The organism is Serratia sp. FS14 (genome assembly GCF_000695995.1).
Classification (GTDB): domain Bacteria; phylum Pseudomonadota; class Gammaproteobacteria; order Enterobacterales; family Enterobacteriaceae; genus Serratia; species Serratia nematodiphila.
This window is the reverse complement of record NZ_CP005927.1, coordinates 829,888-854,421: the sequence shown is the minus strand read 5'-3', so window position 1 is coordinate 854,421 and position 24,534 is coordinate 829,888. Positions and strand designations below refer to the sequence as shown.

Sequence of the window (24,534 nt, the reverse complement as noted above, 5' to 3'; positions counted from 1 at the left end):
CGCCTGCTTTCGCAGACGCTACGAGGCATATTGAGAGTATAGATGGGGGGGGATTGACGCTTTTCAACCCCCAACGGAGAGGGGAATGCAACTCGACATGCCGACGCCCTTCAGGCGCGAAAGGGTTTTGTCCGCTGCGGCGCGGCTGCTGTAGGGGCCGAGCACTACGCGATTCCAGCCGCCGCCGGCGGTGATGCGGCTCTCGATGCCCTCGAACGCCAGGCGCGCACGCACGGATTCAGCCTGATCGGTGGCGCGGAACGAACCGCATTGCACCATCCACTTCTGTTTCGATTCCGGTTTGGTGTCCTGCTTGGCCGTTTCCTGTTTCACTTCCGGTTTGGGCTCCGGCTTCGGTTGCGGCTTCGGCTCAGGCTGTTTCACCTGCACCGGTTGCTGGGTGGCCGGCTTCGGCTGCTGGTGCTGCTGCACCGGCGCGGTGGTGGCCCCGTTGTTGAACGGGTTGCGCGGCGGCTGAGTGACCTGCTGCGGTTGCTGTACCGGCTGCTGCTGCATTTGCTGTTGTTGCATCTGCTGCTGCTGGCGATTGCTGCGCGCGTTGGCCTGGCCCGGATCGTTATACGGCACTTCGTTCAACTGCGTCGGGCGCTGCTGCATGTCGGCCTGCATCTGCTCCAGCAGTTGCCGTTGTTCGGCGGTCAGCTGAGTTTTGGAATTGAGCTCGCCGCCTGCCGTCGGTTCGGTCGGGGTTTGTACGCCGATCTGGCGGTTTTCCAGCTCTTTGATATAGCGCCAGCGCTCTTCGGGCTTCGGCGGCAGGCCGTTGCCTGGGCGAGTGGTGTGCGCAGGCAACAACGGCGCGTCTTCCGGCTTGTTGTGCGTAATGAAATAGAGGCCACCGACAAAGACAACCAGCAACGCGACGGCTAACGCCAGCACGGTTTTGGAAACCTTCGGAGAACTGCGTTTTTTACGGCTGGGGGTTTTGCGCTTAGCTCCTGCTGCGCGCCCACGGCTTACATAGTCTTTTTGTGCCACTATTATTCCGCTGTGTCCTGATGAGAGGATAAGTCCGTCATGTTACTGAACCCTAAAATATTTGACTAGCGTTTCGGAGCAGCGGTGCTGCCCCTGATAATCAATTCACTGTCCAATAGCCGGGAGCCGCTGGCCACCGTCTGGCCGTTCAACTGCTCCAACAGCAACAACATCGCCTGCTGGCCGATCTGGAAGCGCGGTTGCGCCACCGTGGTCAGCGGCGGATCGCAATACTGCGCCAGCTTGAGGTCGTCAAAGCCGACGATCGACAGATCCTGCGGCACCCGCAGCCCCATTTTTTTCGCCTGGGACAGCACGCCGATCGCCATGACGTCACTGTGGCAGAACACCGCCGTCGGCGGTTTCGGTTGAGCCATCAGCGCCGTCAGCGCTTGCGCGCCGGCTTCGTAGGTAAAATCACCCCGGGTAATATAGCTGCTTTCGACGGTAATGCCATTACGGCGTAGCGCTTGAACATAACCTTGCAGCCGATAATGGCTCAGCGGCATCTGTTCCGGCCCGGCGACGCAGGCGATCTGCCGGTGACCCAGTTGATGCAAATAATGCACGGCTTCAAAGGCGGCGGTCAGGTTGTCGATATGCACCGTCGGCAGTTCCAGCTCGGGCGCGAACTCATTGGCCATCACCATCGGCGGCAGGTTGCGCTGTTCTTCCTTGCTGGCGTCGAACGGTAGATTAGAGCCCAGCAGCAGCATGCCGTCGATCTGTTTGGTGATGATCAGATTGACGAAGGTGCGTTCTTGCTGGTTCTGCTGCGCGCAGTCGCCGATCAGCACCAGATAACCTTGTTGGGCGGCGGTCTGTTCGATCCCCTGGATCACATCCGCGAAAAACGGATCGCAGATGTCGGGCACGATCACCAGGATGGTGCGAGATTCGTTGCGTTTGATATTGCGTGACAGAGCATGAGGAGAATAACCCACGGCCAGCACGGCCTGTTCCACTTTCTGACGCGTTGGCGTTGACACCTTTTCCGGATTCATCAGCGCACGCGATACGGTAGCCGTTGAAACGCCCGCCATTTCGGCGACGTCTTTCATGGTCGCCATGGATAACTCTTTCTTGTGTTCCAACGCCTTTCTCCTTGCGTCAGCCCCATGCCGACGCCACTACTGCTGTTTGCTCACAATGTCCGGCATGCGGTGGCGGGATTGTTGTCATTGGCGCCACTCGCGTTCGAGCACTCCGTCGCGCTGCGATGTGGCGACAAAATTTGCCCTCGCAGACATTCTAAACAGAATACGCCCCGCCTTTGTTACCTAATTTGCATAAAAAATGTGACCTGAGAAGGTTTTTTAGCGTTCGCTCGCAATTTAAAGGGTAAACGTTTGCATGACGGCAGCTAAATCGGACTTTTCCGGGATCAGCTGTCGATCGGATCGACATCCAGCGTCCATTTCACTTTGCGCGTTTGCGGCAGGGTGCCGATCAGCGGCAGCGAGCTCTTCATCAGCTGTTGCAGGACGCGCCGCGTCGGGTGCTGCAGCAGCAGCTGCCAGCGGAAACGGCCGCCGCGTTTGGATTGCAGCGCCGGCACCGGGCCCATCACCCACAGCGAATCGTCCTTCAGCGGGCTGGCTTCCAGCAGGTTGCGCAGCTGCTGCAGGAACAGCGGGGCCTGTTGGTTATCGTGATCTTCGGCGCGCACGATGATGTGGCTGGTGTAGGGCGGCAGAAACACGCTGCTGCGCTCCGCCAGCGTCTGTTTGGCGAAGGCGTCGTAACCTTGTTGCAGCAGCACCTGCAATAACGGGTGCTCCGGGTGGTGGGTTTGCAGCAGCACTTCACCCTGTTTGCCCGCTCGGCCCGCGCGCCCGGAGACCTGGGTATAGAGCTGAGCGAAACGCTCGGCGGAGCGGAAGTCGGCGGAGAACAACGCGCCGTCCACGTCCAGCAACGCCACCAGCGTGACGTCGGGAAAATGGTGGCCCTTGGCCAGCATCTGCGTGCCGATCAGAATGCGCGCTTCGCCGCGATGAATATCCGCCAGGTGCTGCTCCAGCGCCCCTTTACGGCTGGTGGTGTCGCGATCGATGCGGGTGATCGGCGTGTCGGGGAACAGCGGCGCCAGCTCCTGCTCCAGCTGCTCGGTGCCGACGCCGACTGATACCAGGTGGGTGGAGCCGCACTGCGGGCATTGGTGCGGCACCGGCCGCTGGCTGTCGCAGTGGTGGCAGCGCAGCTGGCGCTGATGCTGGTGGAAGGTGTAATAGTGATCGCAGCGCTGGCACTCGGCGATCCAGCCGCATTCGTGGCACAACAGCGCCGGGGCATAGCCGCGGCGGTTGAGGAACAGCATCACCTGATTGCCGGCTTTTAAATGGTGCTGCATGCTTTTCAAAAGCGGCTGCGACAGGCCGACCTTCAGCGGCAAACCTTTCAGATCGATCAGATGCTGCGCCGCCGGTTTGGCGTTGCCCGCGCGCTGGGTGAGCTTTAACTGGCGATATTTGCCCAGCTGCACGTTGTGCAGCGTTTCCAGTGCCGGCGTGGCGGAGCCCATCACCATCGGGATGTCCTCTTCCCGGGCGCGAAACACCGCCAGATCGCGGGCATGGTAGCGCCAGCCTTCCTGCTGTTTATAAGAGCTGTCGTGCTCTTCGTCGATGATGATAACGCCCAGTTGCCGGAACGGCGTGAACAGCGCCGAGCGGGTGCCGATGACGATCGCGGCTTCGCCGCTGCGCGCGCGCAGCCAAACCGCCAGCCGTTCGCTGTCGTTCAGCCCGGAGTGCAGCACGTCCACCGGCGCGTTGAAGCGCTCGCGAAAGCGGGCGATGGTTTGTGGCGTCAGGCCGATTTCCGGCACCAGCACCAGCGCCTGCCGGCCTTTGGCCAACACGTTCTCCAGCACGCTGAGATACACCTCGGTCTTGCCGGAGCCGGTGACCCCGGCCAGCAGCCAGGCGGCAAACTGCTCATCCTCGCTTCTGATCGCCCCGACGGCGGTGGCCTGTTCGGTATTCAGCCGCAGCCGCTCGCCAAGCACCGCGAAATTGGGGCGCCAGTCCTGCGTGGCCGCGACCTGAGCACGCAGGTCGATCAGCCCTTTGGCGCGCAGCGCCTGTAGAGCGCTTTCCGTCAGCTCAAGCTGGCTGACCTGATGGCGATAGACCGGGCGTTGCAACAGCGCCGCCAGCGCCTGCTGCTGTTTCGGCGCGCGTTTCAGGCTTTCGGGCGGCGTGGCGCGCCCCTCTTCGGTGGCGAACCACTGCCACAGCGGCGCGGCCTCGGCCGGTTTGCCTTGGCGCAGCAGGATCGGCAGCGCATGGAACAGCACTTCACCGATGGGATAGTGATAGTAATCGCTGGCCCAGCGCAGGATGCGCCACAGGCTGGGAGAGAACAGCGACTCGGTGTCGATCACGCTGTCGATCGGTTTGAGCTTGTCCAGCGGCAGTTCGCTGGTGTCGCTGCAGCCGGTGACGATGCCGATTGCATGCTGCCTGCCCCAGGGCACGCCCACGCGCGCGCCGGCCACCGGCTGCATGCCGGGCGGCAGCAGATAGTCGAAGGTGCGGGCGAGGGGGACCGGCAAAGCAACGTGTACGACGGGCATGATCTCATCCAAATTGAAAAAAAGTGGGCATCAGTTTACACGGCGCATCGGCAAATGTACGGTTCCGATTGCGCGCCCCGACTAATGCTGTATAATTTGCCGCCTTTGGTATAATTCGATACCAAAATTCTATTATCAACCACGTGTGGTGTCTGGCGAAACAGGGCTGGATAGCGACACGGCCTTAACTGAGGTTTCCCATGAAACAAGGTATCCACCCAAAATACGAAGAAGTTACTGCTAACTGCTCTTGCGGTAACGTGATGAAGATCCGCTCCACCGTGGGCCACGATCTGAACCTGGACGTTTGTGGCGCATGCCACCCGTTCTACACTGGCAAGCAGCGTGACGTTGCTACCGGTGGCCGCGTTGACCGCTTCAACAAGCGTTTCAGCGTACCAGGCGCTAAGAAATAAGATTTCTTATCGACCGATGAAAAAGGCGCCCTGGGCGCCTTTTTTCTTTTCTGCCGCCGGCGTTCGCCGGGCGGTTCTCAATATTCCCAGGTATCGGGATCGACACCCAGTTCGCGCATCAACGCTTTTGCGGCTTCCGGGATTTCATCGCTGCGCTCTTTGCGCAGGTCTTCATCGTTCGGCAGCGGCTGGCCGGTAAAGGCATGCAGAAACGCTTCGCACAGCAGTTCGCTGTTGGTGGCGTGGCGCAGGTTGTTCACCTGGCGACGGGTCCGTTCGTCGGTAAGGATCTTCAGGACCTTCAGCGGAATGGATACCGTGATCTTTTTGACTTGCTCGCTTTTTTTACCGTGTTCAGCGTAAGGGCTGACATACTCGCCGTTCCACTCAGCCATGGGACACCTTAACTTTGTCAGAAAAATTACAAAATTCTAAAAACCGGCCAATTATGCCCGATCTTCACTGTTCTCACTAAATAAATGTCAATTTTACGCGACCAGGGTCACTGAATGCCCCGCTTCGGCCAGGCATTGCCGCTTAACATCTTATCGTCATGTCATATCGGCATAATTTTAGCGGGTATTGTGTCATTGCTCAATCTATACGCAAAGAAGTTTAGATGTCCAGATGTATTGACGTCTATCAATCCTGCGATTACTCTTTAGGCCTCATCCACCGAACCGAGAGCCGAGCGAGCCCATGACGCGTAAACCAGCCACGATTGCCGTACGCAGCGGCCTGAACGACGACGAACAGTACGGCTGCGTTGTCCCGCCGATTCATTTGTCCAGCACCTATAACTTTACCGACTTCAACCAACCCCGAGCCCATGACTACTCGCGACGCGGCAACCCGACGCGCGACGTAGTGCAGCGCGCGTTGGCGGAGCTGGAAGGCGGCGCCGGCGCGGTGATGACCGGCAGCGGGATGTCGGCGATCCATCTGGTGACCACCGTGTTGTTGAAGCCCGGCGATCTGCTGGTGGCGCCGCACGACTGCTACGGCGGCAGCTATCGGCTGTTCGACAGCCTGAGCAAGCGCGGCGCCTATCGCGTGCTGTTCGTCGATCAGGGTAATGAAGAAGCCCTGCAGCAGGCGCTGGCGCAAAAGCCGAAGTTGGTGCTGATAGAAAGCCCCAGCAATCCGCTGCTGCGGGTGGTGGACATCGCGGCGATCTGCGCTGCCGCGCATGCGGCGGGCGCGTTGACGGTGGTGGACAACACCTTCCTCAGCCCGGCCCTGCAACAGCCGATCGAACTCGGTGCCGATCTGGTGGTCCATTCTTGCACCAAATACCTGAACGGGCATTCGGACGTGGTGGCCGGCGCGGTGATCGCCAAAGATCCCGAGCTGGCGGTCGAGCTGGCCTGGTGGGCGAACAACATTGGCGTGACCGGCGGCGCGTTCGACAGCTATCTGTTGCTGCGCGGCATGCGCACGTTGTCGCCGCGCATCAAGGCGGCGCAACAAAACGCTGAAGCGATTGTTGACTATTTACAGCAGCAACCGCTGGTGAAAAAGCTGTATCATCCCTCCCTGCCGGAGAATCCGGGGCATGAGATCGCCCGCCGTCAGCAGCGCGGTTTCGGCGCGATGCTGAGTTTTGAACTGGACGGCGATGAAGCGGTGCTGCGCCGTTTTCTCTCTGCCCTTGAGCTGTTTACTCTGGCAGAATCGTTGGGCGGCGTAGAAAGCCTGATCTCGCATGCAGCGACCATGACTCACGCCGGCATGGCGGCGGAGGCGCGGGCAGCGGCCGGCATCTCCGAGAGCCTGCTGCGCATTTCCGTGGGTATTGAAGACAGTGAAGATTTGATTGCCGATCTGGAACGCGCTTTCCAGGCGGCGGCAACGAGGTAAGCATGAATGCAATTGCTGTAGCAGGGCCGGTGAGCGGGCGTCAACTGCACAAGTTTGGCGGCAGCAGTCTGGCGGATGTGAAGTGTTATCTGCGTGTGGCCGGGATTATGGCGGAATACAGCCAGCCGGGCGACATGATGGTGGTATCGGCCGCCGGCAGTACCACCAACCAGTTGATCAACTGGCTGAAGCTCAGCCAGAGCGATCGCCTGTCTGCGCACCAGGTGCAGCAGACGTTGCGTCGTTATCACAGCGATCTTATCAGCGGCCTGTTGCCGCCGGAAAGCGCAGAGCCGCTGATCGCCGAGTTCATTCAGGATCTGGAACGTCTGGCGGCGCTGCTGGACGGCAACGTCGACGAGGTGTGCTACGCCGAAGTGGTCGGGCACGGCGAGATTTGGTCGGCGCGCCTGATGGCGGCGGTGCTCAACCACCTGGACATGCAGGCGGCCTGGCTGGATGCGCGTGACTTCCTGCGCGCCGAGCGCGCCGCGCAGCCGCAGGTGGATGAAGGCCGTTCTTACCCGCTGTTGCAACAATTGATGGCCCAACACCCGGGTAAACGCCTGGTGGTGACCGGGTTCATTTCGCGCAACGACGCCGGGGAAACCGTGCTGTTGGGGCGTAACGGCAGCGACTACTCCGCCACTCAGGTCGGCGCGCTGGCCGGCGCTGCGCGCGTCACCATCTGGAGCGACGTGGCCGGGGTTTACAGCGCCGATCCGCGCAAGGTGAAAGATGCCTGCCTGCTGCCGCTGCTGCGTCTGGACGAAGCCAGCGAGCTGGCGCGTCTGGCTGCGCCGGTGTTGCACACCCGCACCCTGCAGCCGGTCTCCGGCAGCGATATCGATCTTCAGCTGCGCTGCAGCTATCAGCCGGAGCAGGGCTCGACGCGCATTGAGCGCGTATTGGCGTCCGGCACCGGCGCCAAGATTGTCACCAGCCACGACGATGTGTGCCTGATTGAACTGCACGTTGCCGCTCAGCATGACTTCAAACTGGCGCAGAAAGAGTTGGATCTGGTGCTCAAGCGCGCGCAGATCAAACCGCTGGCGGTGGGCATCCACCCTGACCGCAACCTGGTGCAGCTGTGCTACACCTCCGAGGTGGTCAACAGCGCGCTGGCGACGCTGCAGGCCGCGGCGCTGCCAGGCGAGCTGCGCCTGCGCGAAGGGTTGGCGCTGGTGGCGATGGTCGGCGCCGGGGTGTGCAAGAACCCGCTGCACAGCCACCGTTTCTATCAACAGTTGAAAGATCAGCCGGTCGAGTTTATCTGGCAGGCGGAAGATGGCATCAGCCTGGTGGCGGTATTGCGCCAGGGGCCGACCGCGCTGCTGATCCAGGGGCTGCACCAAAGCCTGTTCCGCGCCGAGAAGCGCATCGGTCTGGTGCTGTTCGGCAAGGGCAATATCGGCTCGCGCTGGCTGGAGCTGTTCGCCCGTGAGCAGACCAATATCTCCGCGCGCAGCGGCTTCGAATTTATCCTGGCGGGGGTGGTGGACAGCCGCCGCAGCCTGCTGAACTATGACGGGCTGGACGCCAGCCGCGCGCTGGCATTCTTTGAGGATGAGGCGCAGGAGCTGGATGAAGAATCGCTGTTCCTGTGGATGCGCGCGCACCCGTTCGACGATCTGGTGGTGCTCGACGTGACCGCCAGCGAAGAGCTGGCCGGGCAGTATCTGGACTTCGCCAGCTACGGTTTCCACGTGATCAGCGCCAACAAGTTGGCGGGGGCCTCGTGCAGCGACAGCTATCGCCAAATTCGCGACGCCTTCGCCAAAACCGGCCGCCACTGGCTGTACAACGCCACCGTCGGCGCCGGCCTGCCGGTCAACCACACGGTGCGCGATCTGCGCGACAGCGGCGACAGCATTTTGGCGATCAGCGGCATCTTCTCCGGCACGCTCTCCTGGCTGTTCCTGCAGTATGACGGCACGGTGCCGTTTACCGAGCTGGTGGATCAGGCCTGGCAGCAGGGGCTGACCGAACCGGATCCGCGGGTCGATCTCTCCGGCCAGGACGTGATGCGCAAGCTGGTGATCCTGGCGCGCGAAGCGGGTTACGACATCGAGCCGAATCAGGTGCGGGTCGAGTCGCTGGTGCCGGCGGGCTGCGAGCTGGGCTCCGTCGATCAGTTCTTCGAGAACGGTGAGGCGCTGAACCAGCAGATGCAGCAGCGCTTTGAGGCCGCCAGCGAAATGGGCCTGGTGTTGCGCCACGTGGCGCGTTTCGACGCCAACGGCAAGGCGCGGGTCGGCGTGGAGGCGGTGCGCCCTGAGCATCCTCTGGCCTCGCTGCTGCCGTGCGACAACGTGTTCGCCATCGAAAGCCGCTGGTATCGCGATAATCCGCTGGTGATCCGCGGGCCGGGCGCCGGCCGCGACGTCACCGCCGGCGCGATCCAGTCAGACCTTAACCGATTGGCGCAGCTGCTTTAATCCTCTGCGGGCGCGGGTTCACCGCGCCCTTTTGCTTTTCCTGCCATACTTATCCTTGTCGCGATCATGAAATTCCCTCGTTGAGCGGGTGAGGATTAATCATCTTATTCCCCTCATTTTCCTGTTGACTCTTTAGCCAACATGCGGCATTTTCTATCTAGACGTCTAAACGTATAGACGCTCATCAAGATGAAATAAAAACAGTGATCGATAAGAGGTGAGCAGGGTATGAGTTTTTTCCACGCAAACCAGCGGGAAGCGCTGAATCAGAGTCTGGCGGAGTTGAACGGCCAGATTAACGTATCATTCGAGTTCTTCCCGCCACGCACCAGCGAGATGGAAGAGACCCTGTGGCAGTCGATCGATCGTCTGAGCATCCTCAAGCCTAAATTCGTTTCCGTCACCTACGGCGCCAACTCCGGCGAGCGCGATCGCACCCACAGCATCATCAAAGGGATCAAGGAACGCACCGGCCTGGAGGCGGCACCGCACCTGACCTGCATCGACGCCAGCCCGGCGCAGTTGCGCGACATCGCGACCGATTACTGGAACAGCGGCATCCGCCATATCGTGGCGCTGCGTGGCGATCTGCCGCCGGGCGGCGGCAAGCCGGACATGTACGCGACCGATCTGGTGGCGCTGCTGAAAGACGTGGGCGACTTCGATATTTCCGTCGCCGCTTACCCGGAAGTGCACCCGGAGGCGAAGAGCGCCCAGGCCGATTTGATTAACCTGAAACGCAAGATCGATGCCGGCGCCAGTCGCGCGATTACCCAGTTCTTCTTCGACGTTGAGAGCTACCTGCGCTTTCGCGACCGCTGCGTCGCCGCCGGTATCGACGTGGAAATCGTGCCGGGCATTTTGCCGGTGTCCAACTTCAAGCAGCTGCAGCGCTTCGCCACCATGACCAACGTGCGGGTGCCGAGCTGGATGACCAGCATGTTCGAAGGGCTGGACGACGATGCGGAGACCCGCAAAATGGTCGGCGCCAACATCGCCATGGACATGGTGAAGATCCTCAGCCGCGAAGGGGTGAAAGATTTCCACTTCTATACCCTGAACCGCGCCGAGATGAGCTACGCCATCTGCCACACGCTGGGCGTGCGCCCGGTGGCCGCCGCCTGACGGGCTTGCTCCATTGAAAAGGGCGTCGCTTTACCGCGGCGCCCTTTTTTTGTGGGGGAAGGCATAAAAAACGGCCCCGATAAACGGGGCCGCGATGAGGCTCACTAGCCGGTGTTGCGCATCCCGGCGGCGACGCCGGCGATGGTGACCATCAGCGCCTGCTCCACGCGGGCGTCCGGCTGCTCCTGCTGACGCGAACGGTGCAGCAGCTCGGCCTGCAAGACGTTCAGCGGGTCGGTATAGACGTTGCGCAGCGCGATGGATTCGGCGATCCACGGCAGGTCTTCCATCAGGTGCGCATCGTTGGCGATGGTCAGCACTACCTTGATGTCGCTTTCCAGCTGATCGCGCAGCTGTTGGCCCAGCGGCCACAGCGATTTATCCACCAGGCGCTGATCGTAGTATTCCGCCAGCCACAGGTCGGCTTTGGCGAACACCATTTCCAGCATGGCGATGCGGGTGGAGAAGAACGGCCAATCGCGACACATCGCCTCCAGCTCCGCCTGTTTGCCGGCCTTCACCGCTTCCTGCAATCCGGCGCCGGCGCCGAGCCAGGCCGGCAGCATCAGGCGGTTCTGCGTCCAGGCGAAGATCCACGGAATGGCGCGCAGGCTCTCTACGCCGCCGTTCGGCTTGCGCTTGGCCGGGCGCGAGCCCAGCGGCAGTTTGCCCAGCTCCAGCTCCGGCGTGGCCGCGCGGAAGTAAGGCACGAAGTCCGGGTTTTCACGCACGTAGCCGCGGTACATCCGGCAGGAGGTGTCGGACAGGTCGTCCATCAACGCCCGCCATTCTTTCTTCGGTTCCGGCGGCGGCAGCAGGTTGGCCTCGAGGATCGCGCCGGCATACAGCGCCAGGCTGCTTATGGTGACTTCCGGCAGGCCGAACTTGAAGCGGATCATCTCACCCTGTTCGGTGACGCGCAGGCCGCCCTTCAGGCTGCCCGGCGGCTGCGACAGCAGCGCCGCATGCGCCGGTGCGCCGCCGCGGCCGATGGAGCCGCCGCGGCCGTGGAACAGCGTCAGCGCCACGCCGGCCTTTTCACAGGTTTTGATCAGCGCGTCCTGCGCGCGGTACTGCGCCCAGGAAGCGGCCATCACGCCGGCGTCTTTCGCCGAGTCGGAATAGCCGATCATCACCATCTGTTTGCCCTGGATGAAGCCGCGATACCAGTCGATATTCAGCAACTGGGTCATTACGTCGTCGGCGTTGTTCAGGTCGTCGAGGGTTTCGAACAGCGGGGCGACCGGCAGAGCGAACGGGCAGCCGGCCTCTTTCAGCAGCAGGTGCACCGCCAGCACGTCGGAAGGCGTGCGCGCCATCGAAATCACGTAGGCGGCGATCGAGCCCTGCGGCGCTTCGGCGATCACCCGGCAGGTTTCCAGCACTTCCTGCGTGTCGGCGCTCGGTTGCCACTTCAGCGGCACCAGCGGGCGTTTGGAGTTCAGTTCGCGGATCAGGAACGCCTGTTTATCGGCTTCCGACCAGCTTTCATAGTCGCCCAGCCCCAGATAGCGGGTCAGCTCGGCGATGGCTTCGGTATGGCGGGTGCTTTCCTGGCGCACGTCGATGCGCACCAGCGGCACGCCGAAGCAGCGCACGCGGCGCAGGGTATCCAGCAACTGGCCGTTGGCGATGATGCCCATACCGCAGGCCTGCAGCGACTGGTAGCAGGCATACAGCGGCTCCCACAGCTGCTCGTTGTTCACCAGCAGGTCGTGCGGCTTCAGCACGCGTTCGCCCTTCAGGCGGCCTTCCAGATAGGCCTGGGAGCTCATCAGCTGGCTGCGCAGCTGCTTCATGATTTCGCGGTACGGTTCCTGCACCTCATCGCCGCCGGCGCGGGCGCGCAGCTCCGGGGTACATTCGGTCATCGACAGCTCAGAGACCAGCACCTGGATGTCGCGGGTGAACAGGTCGCAGGCTTTCCAGCGGCTGAGCAGCAGCACATGGCGGGTAATTTCGGCGGTCACGTTCGGGTTGCCGTCGCGGTCGCCGCCCATCCAGGAGGTGAAGCGCACCGGCACCGCTTCCACCGGCAGGCTGTAATCGATGGAGTTTTCCAGCTGTTCGTTGAATTCGCGCAGGAACGCCGGCACGCCTTCCCACAGGCTGTTTTCCACCACCGCAAAGCCCCATTTGGCTTCGTCGATCGGGGAAGGGCGGTGTTTGCGAATTTCATCGGTGTGCCACGACTGGGCCACCAGCTGGCGCAGGCGGCGCATGATCTTGTTGCGCTCGTAGTCGGCCAGATCGTTGTGATCGAGCTGGCTGAGGCAGGTGTTGACCTCCACCAGCTTGTGGATCAGGGTGCGACGGGTGATCTCCGTCGGGTGCGCCGTCAGCACCAGCTCGATGGAGAGTTGCGATACCGCGTGCTGCAGCTCTTTGTCGCTGAGCTTTTTGTCTTTGAGACGGCTGAACAGTTGAGCCAGCGCTTCCGGGTTGCTGGCGGCCTCGCCGTTGGGCGAAATGCTGTGGTACTGTTCGGCGACGTTGGTCAGGTTGAGGAACTGGCTGAAGGCGCGCGCCACCGGCAGCAGCTCGTCGTTGGACAGGTTCTGCAGGGTGGAGAGCAGCTCCTGGCGATGCGCTTCGTTGCCGGCGCGTGAGGATTTGGAAAGCTTACGGATGGTCTCAACGCGATCGAGAATATGCTCACCCAGCGCTTCTTTGATGGTATCGCCGAGCAATTTGCCGAGCATACTGACATTACTGCGCATTGCCGAATATTGTTCGTTCATATAACCCCTGACCCAGTTCTGTATGATTTTTATCTTGTAAATAAATTTCACGCGTCAGGCGCAGACCGCTTGCCTGATCACATCGCGTTCCTGTCCAATCGTCAATTGACACTATTTTTAGCAAAAAAACATCAAAATCGGCGCATTTTCTGAAATTTAATTACGGCGCGTCGGTTATCAGCACGGCTTATTTCGCCGTTTTCTACTTATTTTGAGTTAGGGGAAGCATAAAGCATTTCCCCTGTTAAATGTCGGGTTTATTGCCGGCAAAAGTGATTGACCAGCTGACCCAACAGTTTGCGCGTCGGTTCGATAAACGCGGTGTCGATGTATTCGTCCGGCTGGTGGGCCTGATCGATGGAGCCGGGGCCGAGCACCAGGGTCGGGCATACCTGTTGCACGAACGGCGCTTCGGTGCAGTAGTTGACCACCTGCGTGCGGGTGCCCAGCAGCTCCTCGATCACCGCCACCATGTGGTGGTCGGTCGGGCACTCGTAGCCCGGCACCGACGCGTGCAGCTCTTCGATGGTCAGGCGGCCCGGCCAGCGTTGGCTTACCGGCTCCAGCGCCTGATGCATCAGTTCGTTGATGTTGTCGAGCGTCATGCCGGGCAGCGGGCGGATATCCAGGTGCAGTTCGCAGCAGGCGCAGATGCGGTTGGCCGCGTCACCGCCGCTGATATGGCCGAAGTTCATGGTGGGATAAGGCACGGCGAACGCCGGGTTGTTGTAGCGCTCCTGCAGGGTCTTGCGCAGCTCCATCAGGCGGCCGATGGACTCGTGCATCAGATCGATGGCGTTGACGCCGCGCGCCGGATCGCTGGAGTGGCCGGACTGGCCGACGATGCGAATGGCGTTGGCCATGTGGCCCTTGTGCGCGCGCACCGGCTGCAGCGAGGTCGGCTCGCCGATGATGGCGAAATCCGGCCGAATGGCGGTGGAGGCGGCGAAATAACGCGCGCCGGCCATCGTCGTTTCTTCATCTGCGGTGGCTAAAATGTACAGCGGCTTGGTCAGCTTGCTCGCGTCGATATCGCGCACCGCATCCAGAATAAAGGCGAAGAAGCCTTTCATGTCGGCGGTGCCCAGCCCGTAGAGCTTGTTGTCGTGCTCGGTCAGGGTGAAGGGATCGCGCGTCCAGCGGCCTTCGTCGTAAGGCACCGTATCGGTGTGGCCGGCCAGCAGCAGGCCGCCGCTGCCTTCGCCGATGCTGGCCAGCAGGTTGAATTTGTGGCGCGACTCCGGCACCGGCTGTACGTCGACGCGAAAGCCCAGGTCGGCAAACCATCCGGCCAACAAGTTGATTAACGCCTCATTGCTCTGATCGAGGCCGGCATCGGTGGCGCTGATTGACGGAGTGGCGATCAACGCCCGGTACAGCTCAATAAATGGAGGTAATTTCATCTTCACTGTTGACAGCCTTTGGTTAGGATAGTATCAATATTCATGCATTTATTTTGAATAAAAATACAGTAAGCCGAAGCGTAAGGGAACCCGATGCCCGGATGTTTATAAAAGCATCAACGCCTGGCTCCGTGGGTGAACGGCGCAACAACGCTGGCTAGCCCTGTTACCTGGGTCGCAAGCGACCGCACGTCAGTTTAGAAGGTGAAAGGCCACATGTTGAATACGCTGATCGTTGGTGCCAGTGGTTACGCCGGAGCGGAGCTCACGGCTTACCTGAATCGCCACCCACACATGAACATAACCGCTTTAGCGGTTTCAGCGCAAAGTGCAGATGCAGGAAAGTTGCTTTCCGATCTCCATCCCCAGTTGAAAGGCATCGTCGATCTGCCGCTGCAACCGTTGACCGACGTTGCCAAGGCGGCGCAGGGCATCGACGTGGTGTTCCTCGCCACCGCCCATGAGGTCAGCCACGATATCGCACCGGCCTTCCTGGCGGCGGGCTGCGTGGTGTTCGATCTGTCCGGCGCCTTTCGCGTGCAGGACGCCGGTTTTTATACCCAGTACTACGGTTTCGAGCATCGGCATGGCGCCCTGCTGGAGCAGGCGGTGTACGGCCTGGCGGAGTGGCAGAGTGACAAGATCAAACAGGCGCAGCTGATCGCCGTGCCGGGCTGCTACCCGACGGCGGCGCAGCTGGCGCTGAAACCGTTGATCGAAAAACAGCTGCTGAATCTGGATCAGTGGCCGGTGATCAACGCTACCAGCGGCGTCAGCGGCGCCGGGCGCAAGGCCAGCATGACCACCAGTTTCTGCGAAGTGAGCCTGCAGCCGTACGGTATTTTCACTCACCGGCACCAGCCGGAGATCGCCGCGCACCTTGGCGTGCCGGTCATCTTTACGCCGCACCTGGGCAATTTCCCGCGCGGCATCCTTGAAACCATCACCTGCCGTCTGAAAGCCGGGGTGACCACGCAGGACGTCGCGGCCGCCTATCATGCCGCCTATGACGACAAGCCGCTGGTGCGGCTGTACGACCAGGGCGTGCCGGCGCTGAAAGCGGTGGTGGGGCTGCCGTTCTGCGACATCGGTTTTGCGGTGCAGGGCGAGCATCTGATCGCCGTGGCGGCGGAAGATAACCTGCTGAAAGGCGCGGCGGCGCAGGCGGTGCAATGCCTGAATATCCGTTTCGGCTTCCCGGAAACCCAATCACTCCTTTAAACCAGCGTGAGTAAACAGCAATGAACCCGTTAATTATCAAGTTAGGTGGCGTGTTATTAGACAGTGAAGAAGCGCTGGAGCGTCTGTTTACCGCGTTGGACCGCTACCGGCAGCAGCATCAGCGTCCGCTGGTGATCGTGCACGGCGGCGGCTGCGTGGTGGACGAGCTGATGAAGCAGCTCGCTTTACCGGTGGTGAAAAAGAACGGCCTGCGCGTCACGCCGGCCGATCAGATCGACATCATCACCGGCGCGCTGGCCGGCACCGCCAACAAAACGCTGCTGGCGTGGGCGATTAAACACCAAATCAACGCCGTTGGCCTGAGCCTGGCGGACGGCGGCAGCGCAGTCGTGACCCAGCTCGATCCGGCATTGGGCCACGTCGGCAACGCGCAGCCCGGTTCGCCCGCGCTGCTCAATACCCTGCTGGGTGCCGGCTACCTGCCGGTTATCAGCTCCATCGGCATCACCGCCGAAGGGCAGTTAATGAACGTGAACGCCGATCAGGCGGCGACGGCGCTGGCGGCGACGCTGGGGGCGGATCTGATCCTGCTGTCGGACGTCAGCGGCATCCTCGACGGCAAGGGCCAACGCATTGCGGAAATGACGGCGCAAAAAGCGGAACAACTGATCGCGCAAGGCATCATCACCGATGGTATGGTGGTGAAGGTGAATGCGGCGCTCGACGCCGCCCGCACCCTCGGCCGCCCGGTGGATATCGCCAGCTGGCGCCATGCCGATCAGCTTCCTGCTTTGTTTAACGGCGTGTCGATTGGCACCCGGATCCTCGCTTAATTTTAGAATTAGAAAGGAATAGATCATGCAAAACCAAGGCATCAAAAAAATCGTTCTGGCGTACTCCGGCGGCCTGGATACCTCGGCCATCATTCCATGGCTGAAAGAGAACTACGGCGGCTGTGAAGTGGTGGCGTTCGTGGCGGACATCGGCCAGGAGCGCAGCGATCTGGAAGGCGTGGAGCAAAAAGCCCTGCAGTCCGGTGCCTCTGAATGTCACGTGGTCGATCTGCGTGAAGAATTTATCCGCGATTACGTTTATCCGGTGCTGCAGACCGGCGCCCTGTACGAGGGCAGCTACCTGCTGGGCACCTCAATGGCGCGGCCGATCATCGCCAAGGCGCAGGTCGAGCTGGCGTTGAAAGTGGGCGCGGACGCGCTGTGCCACGGCGCGACCGGCAAAGGCAACGATCAGGTGCGTTTCGAAACCACCTACACCGCGCTGGCGCCGCAGCTGAAAGTGGTGGCGCCTTGGCGTGAGTGGAACCTGCGTTCCCGTGAAGCGCTGCTGGATTACCTGAAAGAGCGCAACATCCCGACTACCGCGTCGCTGGAGAAGATCTACAGCCGCGATGAGAACGCCTGGCACATCTCCACCGAAGGCGGCGTGCTGGAAAGCCCGTGGAATGCGCCGAACAAGGATTGCTGGGTATGGACCGTCGATCCGCAGGAAGCGCCGGATCAGCCTGAGCAGGTGACCGTCACCGTTGAGAAAGGCCGCGTTGTGGCGGTTAACGGTAAAGCGCTGTCGCCGTACCAGTGCCTGGAAACCCTGAACGCGCTGGGCGCCAAGCACGGCGTCGGCCGTATCGACATCGTGGAAAACCGTCTGGTGGGCATCAAATCCCGCGGCTGCTATGAGACCCCCGGGGGGGCACCATCATGGTGGCGGCGCTGCGCGCCGTCGAGCAGCTGGTGCTGGACCGCGACAGCTTCAAATGGCGCGAGCAGCTGGGCCTGGAGATGTCCTATGTGGTGTACGACGGCCGTTGGTTCGCGCCGCTGCGCCGCTCGCTGCAGGCCTCTGCCGAAGCATTGGCTGAAGAGGTGAACGGTGAAGTGGTGCTGCAGCTGTACAAAGGCCAGGTGACGGCGATCCAGAAAAAATCCGCCAACAGCCTGTACTCCGAAGAGTTCGCCACCTTCGGCGAAGACGAAGTTTACGATCACAGCCACGCGGGCGGCTTTATCCGCCTGTTCTCTCTGTCTTCACGCATTCGCGCGTTGAACGAGAAAAAGAATAAATAACCGATTGGCGTGACTCTGCAAGGGCGCAGCATGCTGCGCCCTTTCGCATAAAAATTCAGGAGTAAAGGTATGGCACTTTGGGGCGGACGGTTCACTCAGGCGGCGGATCAGCGGTTCAAACAACTCAACGATTCGCTGCGGTTCGATTATCGCCTGGCGGAGCAAGATATCGTGGGCTCGGTGGCCTGGTCGAAGGCGCTGGTGACCGTTAACGTGTTGACGGCAACGGAGCAACAGCAGCTGGAGCAGGCGCTGAATGCCTTGCTGACGGAAGTCCAGGCCGATCCTTTGGCGATCGTCCAAAGCGATGCCGAAGACATCCACAGCTGGGTGGAGCAGAAGCTGATCGAGAAGGTCGGCGATTTGGGCAAGAAGCTGCACACCGGCCGCAGCCGCAACGATCAGGTTGCGACCGATCTGAAGCTGTGGTGCAAACAGCAGATCGGCGATCTGCATCAGGCGATCGTCCAGCTGCAGCAGGCGCTGGTGGAGACCGCCGAAGCCAACCAGGATGCGGTGATGCCGGGGTATACCCACCTGCAACGTGCGCAGCCGGTGACTTTCGCGCACTGGTGCCTGGCCTATGTCGAGATGCTGGCGCGCGATGAAAGCCGTCTGCAGGACACCCTGAAACGGCTGGACGTCAGCCCGCTGGGCAGCGGCGCGCTGGCCGGCACCGCGTATCCTATCGATCGCGAGCAGCTGGCCGGCTGGCTGGGCTTCGCCTCGGCGACCCGCAACAGCCTGGACAGCGTATCCGATCGCGACCACGTGTTGGAACTGCTGTCCAACGCCGCCATCAGCATGGTGCACCTGTCGCGCTTCGCCGAAGATCTGATCTTCTTCAACAGCGGCGAGGCGGCGTTTGTCGAGCTGTCCGATCGCGTGACCTCCGGCTCTTCGTTGATGCCGCAGAAGAAAAACCCGGACGCGCTGGAGCTGATCCGCGGCAAGTGCGGCCGCGTACAGGGCGCGCTGACCGGCATGATGATGACGCTGAAAGGCCTGCCGCTGGCGTACAACAAAGACATGCAGGAAGACAAAGAAGGGTTGTTCGACGCGCTCGACACCTGGATGGACTGCCTGCAGATGGCGGCGCTGGTGCTGGACGGCATTCAGGTGAAGCGCCCGCGCTGCCAGGAAGCGGCGGAGCAGGGCTATGCCAACGCCACCGAGCTGGCGGATTACCTGGTCGCCAAGGGCGTGCCATTCCGCGAAGCGCACCATATCGTCGGTGAGGCAGTGGTAGAAGCGATTCGCCAGGGCAAACCGCTGGAAGCGCTGCCGCTGGCGGATTTGCAGCAGTTCAGCGCGACGATCGCTGACGATGTCTACCCGATCCTGGCGTTGCAATCCTGCCTGGACAAACGTGCGGCCAAAGGCGGCGTCGCGCCGCAGCAGGTCGCCGCGGCAATCGCCGCAGCGAAACAGCGTTTGGCTTGACGACGACAAGGGCGGCCTGGCGCCGCCCTTGAACCTCTACCCCGCCAGGCGGGCGCACAGATAACGGTTCAGGCTCACGCCTTCCTCCATCGCGCCAATCGCCAGCCGGCGATGCTGTTCCGGCGTCATGCGCAACACCAGTTTTCCGCTGAAGCTCTTTTCCGCCAGCGCCTGCGGCGGCGTTTCGCCTTGCGCCAGCATATCGGCGATCGTTTCGCTCACCACTCTTTCGATGCCCTCCAGTGCGCCAGTACGCGTGGCGGCCAGCCAGGACAGCGAGGGGAATTCGGCGCACAGCCCGACATATTCACGATCTTCCGCTGACCAGGTGATGCGATAGGTATAGTGTTCATGCTTTTCCATGCTCTTCCTACATTCTGGTTCTGCTCTCCATTTTAGTATCATTATTGATATCACTTCAATGCCAAAGCATAAAAAATGCGTGCAGGAGGGCCGTGAGGCAAGAGGAGGGAGGCAAATGTGGAAAGTGCTGCGCAAAAAAACCGGGCCTGAAGGCCCGGTGGGTATGAACGGAGAATGGGAGGTTATTCGCCCGGGCAGCGCTGGCAGCGCTCGATTTCGGCCGCGCCGAGTTTGAGCTTCGCCTGCAGGTCGCGCAGCGCGGTGCGCAAGCCTTCTTCGATCACCGGATGATAGAACGGCATGTCCAGCATCTGATCGACGGTCATCTGCTGCTGGTGCGCCCAGGCCAACAGATGCGCAATGTGTTCGGCGTCCGGGCCGATCATTTCCGCACCGAGGAAACGGCCGGTGCCCTGTTCGCCGTAAACGTGCAGAACGCCCTTGTTGCGCAGCATCACCCGAGAGCGGCCCTGATTCTCAAACGAGACCTTGCCCACTTCAAAACATCCGCAGGCGCTGAACTTCTCGCTCAGCTCGCGGAAGGTCGAGCCGACCATGGCGATCTGCGGATCGGAGAACACCACCGAAATCGCGCTGCGGCGCAGACCCGGATTGATCTCCGGGAAGCTGCCGGCATTGGCGCCGGCGATGCGCGCCTGATCGCTGGCCTCATGCAACAGCGGCAGCTGGTTGCTGGCGTCGCCGGCGATAAAGATATGCGGCACGCTGGTTTGCATCGTCAGGCGGTCGGCCAGCGGCACGCCTCGAGCGTCGAGCTGCAGGCCGGTATTTTCGAGGCCAAGCCGATCGACGTTGGGGCGGCGGCCGGTGGCGGCCAGCACGTAGTCCACCAGGATCTCCTGCGACTGGCCCTGCAGATCCTGATAGCGGATAAATACGCGGTCGCCTTCGCGCTGCATCATCTCCACTTTCACGTCGGCGTCGAGGTAGAACTCTTCCCCCAGCGCCTTCGCAGCGTAATCGCGCACGGCGCTGTCGGTGAGCGGCCCGACGGCGCCGCCGATGCCGAAGACTTTGGTGTCGACGCCGAGGCGGTGCAGCGCTTGCCCCAGCTCCAGCCCGATCACGCCGGGGCCGAATACCGCCACGGACTGCGGCAAGCCATCCCAGTTGAACAGATCGTCGTTGACGATCAGGCGATCGCCCAGTTCATTCCACGGCGCCGGCCAGCTGGGGCGAGAGCCGGTGGCGATCACGATGCGCTGCGCCACGATGCGCGTATGGTCATCGACCTGCAGCGTGTTGTCGTCGATAAAGCGGGCATAGCCCTGAATTTTGTCGGCGGCCGGGATCTCGTCCACGCCTTCCAGCACGAAGCCGACGAAACGATCGCGTTCGCGTTTGACGCGCGCCATCACCTCGCGTCCGTCGATACGCGTTTTGCCGGTTGGGTGCACGCCAAAGCCCGGCGCACGTTCGATTTGATGCACCGCTTCGGCGGCGGCGATCAATAATTTGGATGGCATGCAGCCAACGCGCGCACAGGTGGTGCCATAAGGCCCACCTTCGATCATCACCACGCTGGGGGTAGACAGTTTGGCCGCGCGATAGGCGCCGAGCCCTGCGGTGCCGCCGCCGATGACCGCGACATCAACGTTCAACAGTTTCATATCCGCTCCTGAAAGGTAAAAAAAGGGCGGGCCGTAGCCCGCCAAAGTTCACGTTGGCTTTGTTATTACTTATTAAGCTGACAGGAATGTTTCCAGATCGTCGCTGCCGCCGATGTGACGGCCGCCGATGAATACCTGCGGCACCGTGGCGCGGCCGCTGACGGCGCGCAGGCTGACGGTGGTGGCGTCTTTGCCCAGCACGATCTCTTCATACTGAATGCCGCGCTCTTGCAGCATCTGCTTGGCTTTGGCGCAGAATGGGCAGCCCGGTTTGGTGAACAGGGAGACCGATTCCTGCACTTTGAATTCCGGCGCCAGGTATTTCAGCATAGTATCGGCGTCGGACACTTCAAACGGATCGCCCGGCTTGTTCGGCTCGACAAACATTTTCTCGACCACGCCGTTGCGTACCAGCATCGAGTAGCGCCATGAGCGAGGGCCAAAGCCCAGATCCGCTTTCTCGACCAGCATGTTCATGCCTTTGGTGAATTCACCGTTGCCGTCCGGCACGAAGGTGATGTTTTCCGCATGCTGATCGGCTTTCCAGGCGTTCATGACGAAGGTGTCGTTCACCGAGACGCAAAGAATGCTGTCGACGCCGTGCTGCTTGAATACGCTGGACAGTTCGTTGTAGCGCGGCAGGTGGCTCGAAGAACAGGTCGGCGTGAACGCGCCCGGCAGCGAGAAAACAATGACGGTTTTGTTTTTGAACAGGTCATCAGTGGTCACATCAATCCATTGGTCGCCCTGACGGGTGTGGAAAGTAACCTGAGGAACTTTCTTGCCTTCTTGACTGGTAAACATTGATTAACCCCTTAATTAGGAAAAGTAATTTTTAGCATTTAGCGCGATATCGCTTCGTTGGGACACATTATTGTCGCTGGGGCTTGATAGATCTAATCGCTCATTGCTATCTTATCTATCGCCATGAGCTATCATGGAATGGAGGGAAACAATGAATATTCGTGATTTAGAGTATCTGGTCGCCTTGGCTGAGCACCGGCACTTCCGCCGTGCGGCCGATTCATGCCATGTGAGCCAGCCCACGCTGAGCGGGCAGATCCGCAAGCTGGAAGACGAGTTGGGCGTCATGCTGCTCGAGCGCACCAGCCGCAAGGTGCTGTTCACCCAGGCGGGTCTGTTGCTGGTGGAGCAGGCGCGTACCGTGCTGCGCGAAGTGAAAGTGTTGAAGGAGATGGCCAGCCAGCAGGGCGAAGCCATGTCCGGGCCGCTGCACATCGGCCTGATCCCGACCGTGGGGCCTTATCTGCTGCCGCAGATCATCCCGACGCTGCACAAAACCTTCCCGAAACTGGAAATGTACCTGCATGAAGCGCAAACCCACCAACTGCTGGCGCAACTCGACAGCGGCAAACTGGACTGCGCCATTCTGGCGTTGGTGAAGGAAACCGAGGCGTTTATCGAAGTGCCTCTGTTCGATGAACCGATGAAGCTGGCGGTGTATTCCGATCACCCGTGGGCGCAGCGCGAGCGCGTGGCGATGCCGGATTTAGCGGGAGAGAAGCTGCTGATGCTGGAAGATGGCCACTGCCTGCGCGATCAGGCGATGGGCTTCTGCTTCCAGGCGGGCGCGGACGAAGATACTCATTTCCGCGCCACCAGTCTGGAAACGTTGCGCAATATGGTCGCTGCCGGCAGCGGCATTACCCTGCTGCCGTCACTGGCGGTGCCGCCGCAGCGCGAACGCGACGGCGTGTGCTATCTGGATTGCTACAAGCCGGAACCGAAGCGCACCATCGCGTTGGTGTATCGCCCCGGTTCCCCACTGCGCAGCCGTTATGAGCAGTTGGCCGAAGCGATCCGCGAGCACATGCAGGGCTACATCGACAGCGCGTTAAAACAGGCGGTTTAAGCCGTTAAGCGCCGCCACCCGGTAGGCTTCGGCCATGGTCGGATAGTTGAAGGTCGTATTAACGAAATACTCGATAGTATTGCCTTCACCTTTCTGTTCCATGATCGCCTGGCCGATGTGGATGATCTCCGCCGCACGCTCGCCGAAGCAGTGGATCCCAAGGATCTGCAGGGTGTCACGATGGAACAGGATTTTCAGGCTGCCGACGTTCATCCCGGCTATCTGCGCGCGCGCCAGATGCTTGAACTGGGCGCGGCCCACTTCATACGGCACCTTCATCGCGGTCAGTTCCTGCTCGGTTTTGCCGACGGAGCTGATTTCCGGAATGGTGTAGATGCCGGTCGGGATATCTTCGATTAAGTGACCGCTGGCTTCGCCGGAGGCGATCGCTTGCGCGGCGATGCGGCCCTGATCGTAGGCGGCGGAAGCCAGGCTCGGATAGCCGATCACGTCACCGACCGCATAAATGTGCGACAGCGCGGTTTGATACATGCTGTTCACTTTCAGCAGCCCGCGGCTGTCCGACTCCAGACCAACGTTCTCCAACCCCAACGAATCGGTGTTGCCGGTACGGCCGTTGGCGTACAGCAGGCAGTCCGCTTTCACCTTCTTGCCGGACTTCAGGTGCACGATCACGCCGTCTTCGGTGCCTTCGATCTTCTCGAATTCTTCGTTGTGGCGGATCACCACGCCGTTGTTCCAGAAGTGATAAGAGAGCGAATCCGACATCTCCTGATCGAGGAACGCCAGCAGCCGATCGCGGGTGTTGATCAGATCCACCTTGACGTTCAGGCCGCGGAAGATAGACGCATATTCGCAGCCGATCACCCCGGCGCCGTAAATGATCACGTGGCGCGGCTCATGGCTCAGCTCGAGAATGGAGTCGCTGTCGTAGATGCGCGGGTGATTGAAATCGACGCTGGCCGGATGGTAAGGGCGCGAGCCGCAGGCGATCACGATGTGGTCGGCGCGGATGGTGTCCTGGGTGCCGTCCATGTAGCTGACGCTGACGGTGTTGGCGTCGATGAAGCGCGCGTCGCCGGCGAACAGCTTGCACTGGTTCCGCTCATAGAACCCTTGGCGCATGCGGGTCTGCTGGCTGATGACGTTATCGGCGTGGCGTAAAATGTCAGGGAAGGTCGCGCTAAGCGTGCGCGAATTGTTGTAAAGCGGGTTCTGGTTGAATTCGATAATGCGGCTGACGGCGTGGCGGAGGGCTTTGGAAGGGATGGTGCCCCAATGGGTGCATCCGCCGCCTACGTTGTTGTACCGTTCGATAACGGCCACACGGGCGCCCTGTTTCACCAGCCCCATGGCGGCACCTTCACCACCAGGGCCCGAGCCAATCACTATGGCATCAAATTGATAGTGCTGTTGCATGTAGGAGAGACCTGTTTTT

The 24,534-nt window shown here is 61.0% G+C and carries 18 protein-coding genes and 1 pseudogene; 9 read left to right on the top strand and 10 right to left on the bottom strand.

Going from position 1 to position 24,534, the window contains the following annotated elements; all coding sequences use genetic code 11:
* Positions 1 to 63: 63 nt before the first annotated feature.
* The 3 genes from ftsN to priA form a co-directional block, all read right to left on the bottom strand.
* Complete coding sequence (gene ftsN / locus L085_RS03920; protein ID WP_044030104.1) at positions 64 to 999, bottom strand: cell division protein FtsN; 936 nt, start codon at positions 997 to 999, stop codon at positions 64 to 66.
* A 65-nt stretch (positions 1,000 to 1,064) separates the two neighbouring features.
* Positions 1,065 to 2,093 carry a DNA-binding transcriptional regulator CytR gene (gene cytR, locus L085_RS03915; protein ID WP_004931082.1) on the bottom strand — a complete coding sequence of 343 codons (1,029 nt, stop codon included), beginning with the start codon at positions 2,091 to 2,093 and terminating at the stop codon, positions 1,065 to 1,067.
* 290 nt (positions 2,094 to 2,383) lie between these two features.
* A complete protein-coding gene (gene priA / locus L085_RS03910) occupies positions 2,384 to 4,579 on the bottom strand; it encodes a primosomal protein N' (RefSeq protein ID WP_044030102.1) in 2,196 nt (731 codons plus the stop codon).
* 200 nt (positions 4,580 to 4,779) lie between these two features.
* Here priA and rpmE point away from each other — a divergent pair, with 200 nt between their 5' ends.
* Positions 4,780 to 4,995: a 50S ribosomal protein L31 gene (gene rpmE / locus L085_RS24330; protein ID WP_004931078.1), complete on the top strand. Its 216-nt coding sequence runs from the start codon at positions 4,780 to 4,782 to the stop codon at positions 4,993 to 4,995.
* 77 nt (positions 4,996 to 5,072) lie between these two features.
* Here rpmE and metJ read toward each other — a convergent pair whose 3' ends face one another.
* A complete protein-coding gene (gene metJ / locus L085_RS03905; protein WP_004931076.1) occupies positions 5,073 to 5,390 on the bottom strand; it encodes a met regulon transcriptional regulator MetJ in 318 nt (105 codons plus the stop codon).
* Between the two features lie 304 nt (positions 5,391 to 5,694).
* On the opposite strand from metJ, the gene metB reads away from it, so the two are divergent.
* From metB to metF, 3 genes are all read left to right on the top strand, one after another.
* Entirely contained in the window at positions 5,695 to 6,855 is a 1,161-nt protein-coding gene (metB, locus tag L085_RS03900) for a cystathionine gamma-synthase (protein WP_015379413.1), read from the top strand.
* 2 nt (positions 6,856 to 6,857) lie between these two features.
* Complete coding sequence (locus L085_RS03895) at positions 6,858 to 9,293, top strand: bifunctional aspartate kinase/homoserine dehydrogenase II (RefSeq protein ID WP_044030101.1); 2,436 nt, start codon at positions 6,858 to 6,860, stop codon at positions 9,291 to 9,293.
* Between the two features lie 228 nt (positions 9,294 to 9,521).
* Positions 9,522 to 10,418, top strand: a complete 897-nt coding sequence (gene metF, locus L085_RS03890; RefSeq protein WP_004931071.1) for a methylenetetrahydrofolate reductase — start codon at positions 9,522 to 9,524, stop codon at positions 10,416 to 10,418.
* Positions 10,419 to 10,522: 104 nt separating this feature from the next.
* Here metF and ppc read toward each other — a convergent pair whose 3' ends face one another.
* A complete protein-coding gene (ppc, locus tag L085_RS03885; protein WP_015379411.1) occupies positions 10,523 to 13,159 on the bottom strand; it encodes a phosphoenolpyruvate carboxylase in 2,637 nt (878 codons plus the stop codon).
* Positions 13,160 to 13,416: 257 nt separating this feature from the next.
* The gene (gene argE, locus L085_RS03880) at positions 13,417 to 14,562 is read right to left on the bottom strand and encodes an acetylornithine deacetylase (RefSeq protein WP_044030100.1); all 1,146 of its coding nucleotides are present in this window, start codon (positions 14,560 to 14,562) and stop codon (positions 13,417 to 13,419) included.
* A 216-nt stretch (positions 14,563 to 14,778) separates the two neighbouring features.
* Between argE and argC the strand changes: the two genes are divergently transcribed.
* From argC to argH, 4 genes and pseudogenes are all read left to right on the top strand, one after another.
* Entirely contained in the window at positions 14,779 to 15,783 is a 1,005-nt protein-coding gene (gene argC / locus L085_RS03875) for an N-acetyl-gamma-glutamyl-phosphate reductase (RefSeq protein WP_044030098.1), read from the top strand.
* A gap of 20 nt (positions 15,784 to 15,803) precedes the next feature.
* The gene (argB, locus tag L085_RS03870; RefSeq protein ID WP_044030096.1) at positions 15,804 to 16,577 is read left to right on the top strand and encodes an acetylglutamate kinase; all 774 of its coding nucleotides are present in this window, start codon (positions 15,804 to 15,806) and stop codon (positions 16,575 to 16,577) included.
* 25 nt (positions 16,578 to 16,602) lie between these two features.
* Positions 16,603 to 17,825: pseudogene (locus L085_RS03865) on the top strand (argininosuccinate synthase).
* A gap of 69 nt (positions 17,826 to 17,894) precedes the next feature.
* Positions 17,895 to 19,268 carry an argininosuccinate lyase gene (gene argH, locus L085_RS03860; RefSeq protein ID WP_015379406.1) on the top strand — a complete coding sequence of 458 codons (1,374 nt, stop codon included), beginning with the start codon at positions 17,895 to 17,897 and terminating at the stop codon, positions 19,266 to 19,268.
* Between the two features lie 36 nt (positions 19,269 to 19,304).
* On the opposite strand, the gene L085_RS03855 is transcribed toward argH, so the two are convergent.
* The 3 genes from L085_RS03855 to L085_RS03845 form a co-directional block, all read right to left on the bottom strand.
* Complete coding sequence (locus tag L085_RS03855) at positions 19,305 to 19,631, bottom strand: toxin-antitoxin system HicB family antitoxin (protein ID WP_044030094.1); 327 nt, start codon at positions 19,629 to 19,631, stop codon at positions 19,305 to 19,307.
* Between the two features lie 182 nt (positions 19,632 to 19,813).
* Positions 19,814 to 21,262 carry a dihydrolipoyl dehydrogenase gene (locus tag L085_RS03850; RefSeq protein WP_044030093.1) on the bottom strand — a complete coding sequence of 483 codons (1,449 nt, stop codon included), beginning with the start codon at positions 21,260 to 21,262 and terminating at the stop codon, positions 19,814 to 19,816.
* Positions 21,263 to 21,334: 72 nt separating this feature from the next.
* Positions 21,335 to 22,066, bottom strand: a complete 732-nt coding sequence (locus L085_RS03845; RefSeq protein WP_015379403.1) for a glutathione peroxidase — start codon at positions 22,064 to 22,066, stop codon at positions 21,335 to 21,337.
* A gap of 151 nt (positions 22,067 to 22,217) precedes the next feature.
* On the opposite strand from L085_RS03845, the gene oxyR reads away from it, so the two are divergent.
* On the top strand, positions 22,218 to 23,135 hold the full coding sequence (gene oxyR, locus L085_RS03840; protein ID WP_015379402.1) for a DNA-binding transcriptional regulator OxyR: 918 nt from the start codon (positions 22,218 to 22,220) through the stop codon (positions 23,133 to 23,135).
* On the opposite strand, the gene sthA is transcribed toward oxyR, so the two are convergent.
* Entirely contained in the window at positions 23,118 to 24,515 is a 1,398-nt protein-coding gene (gene sthA / locus L085_RS03835; RefSeq protein ID WP_004931047.1) for a Si-specific NAD(P)(+) transhydrogenase, read from the bottom strand. The two genes, oxyR and sthA, sit on opposite strands and share 18 nt — an antisense overlap.
* Positions 24,516 to 24,534: the final 19 nt, after the last annotated feature.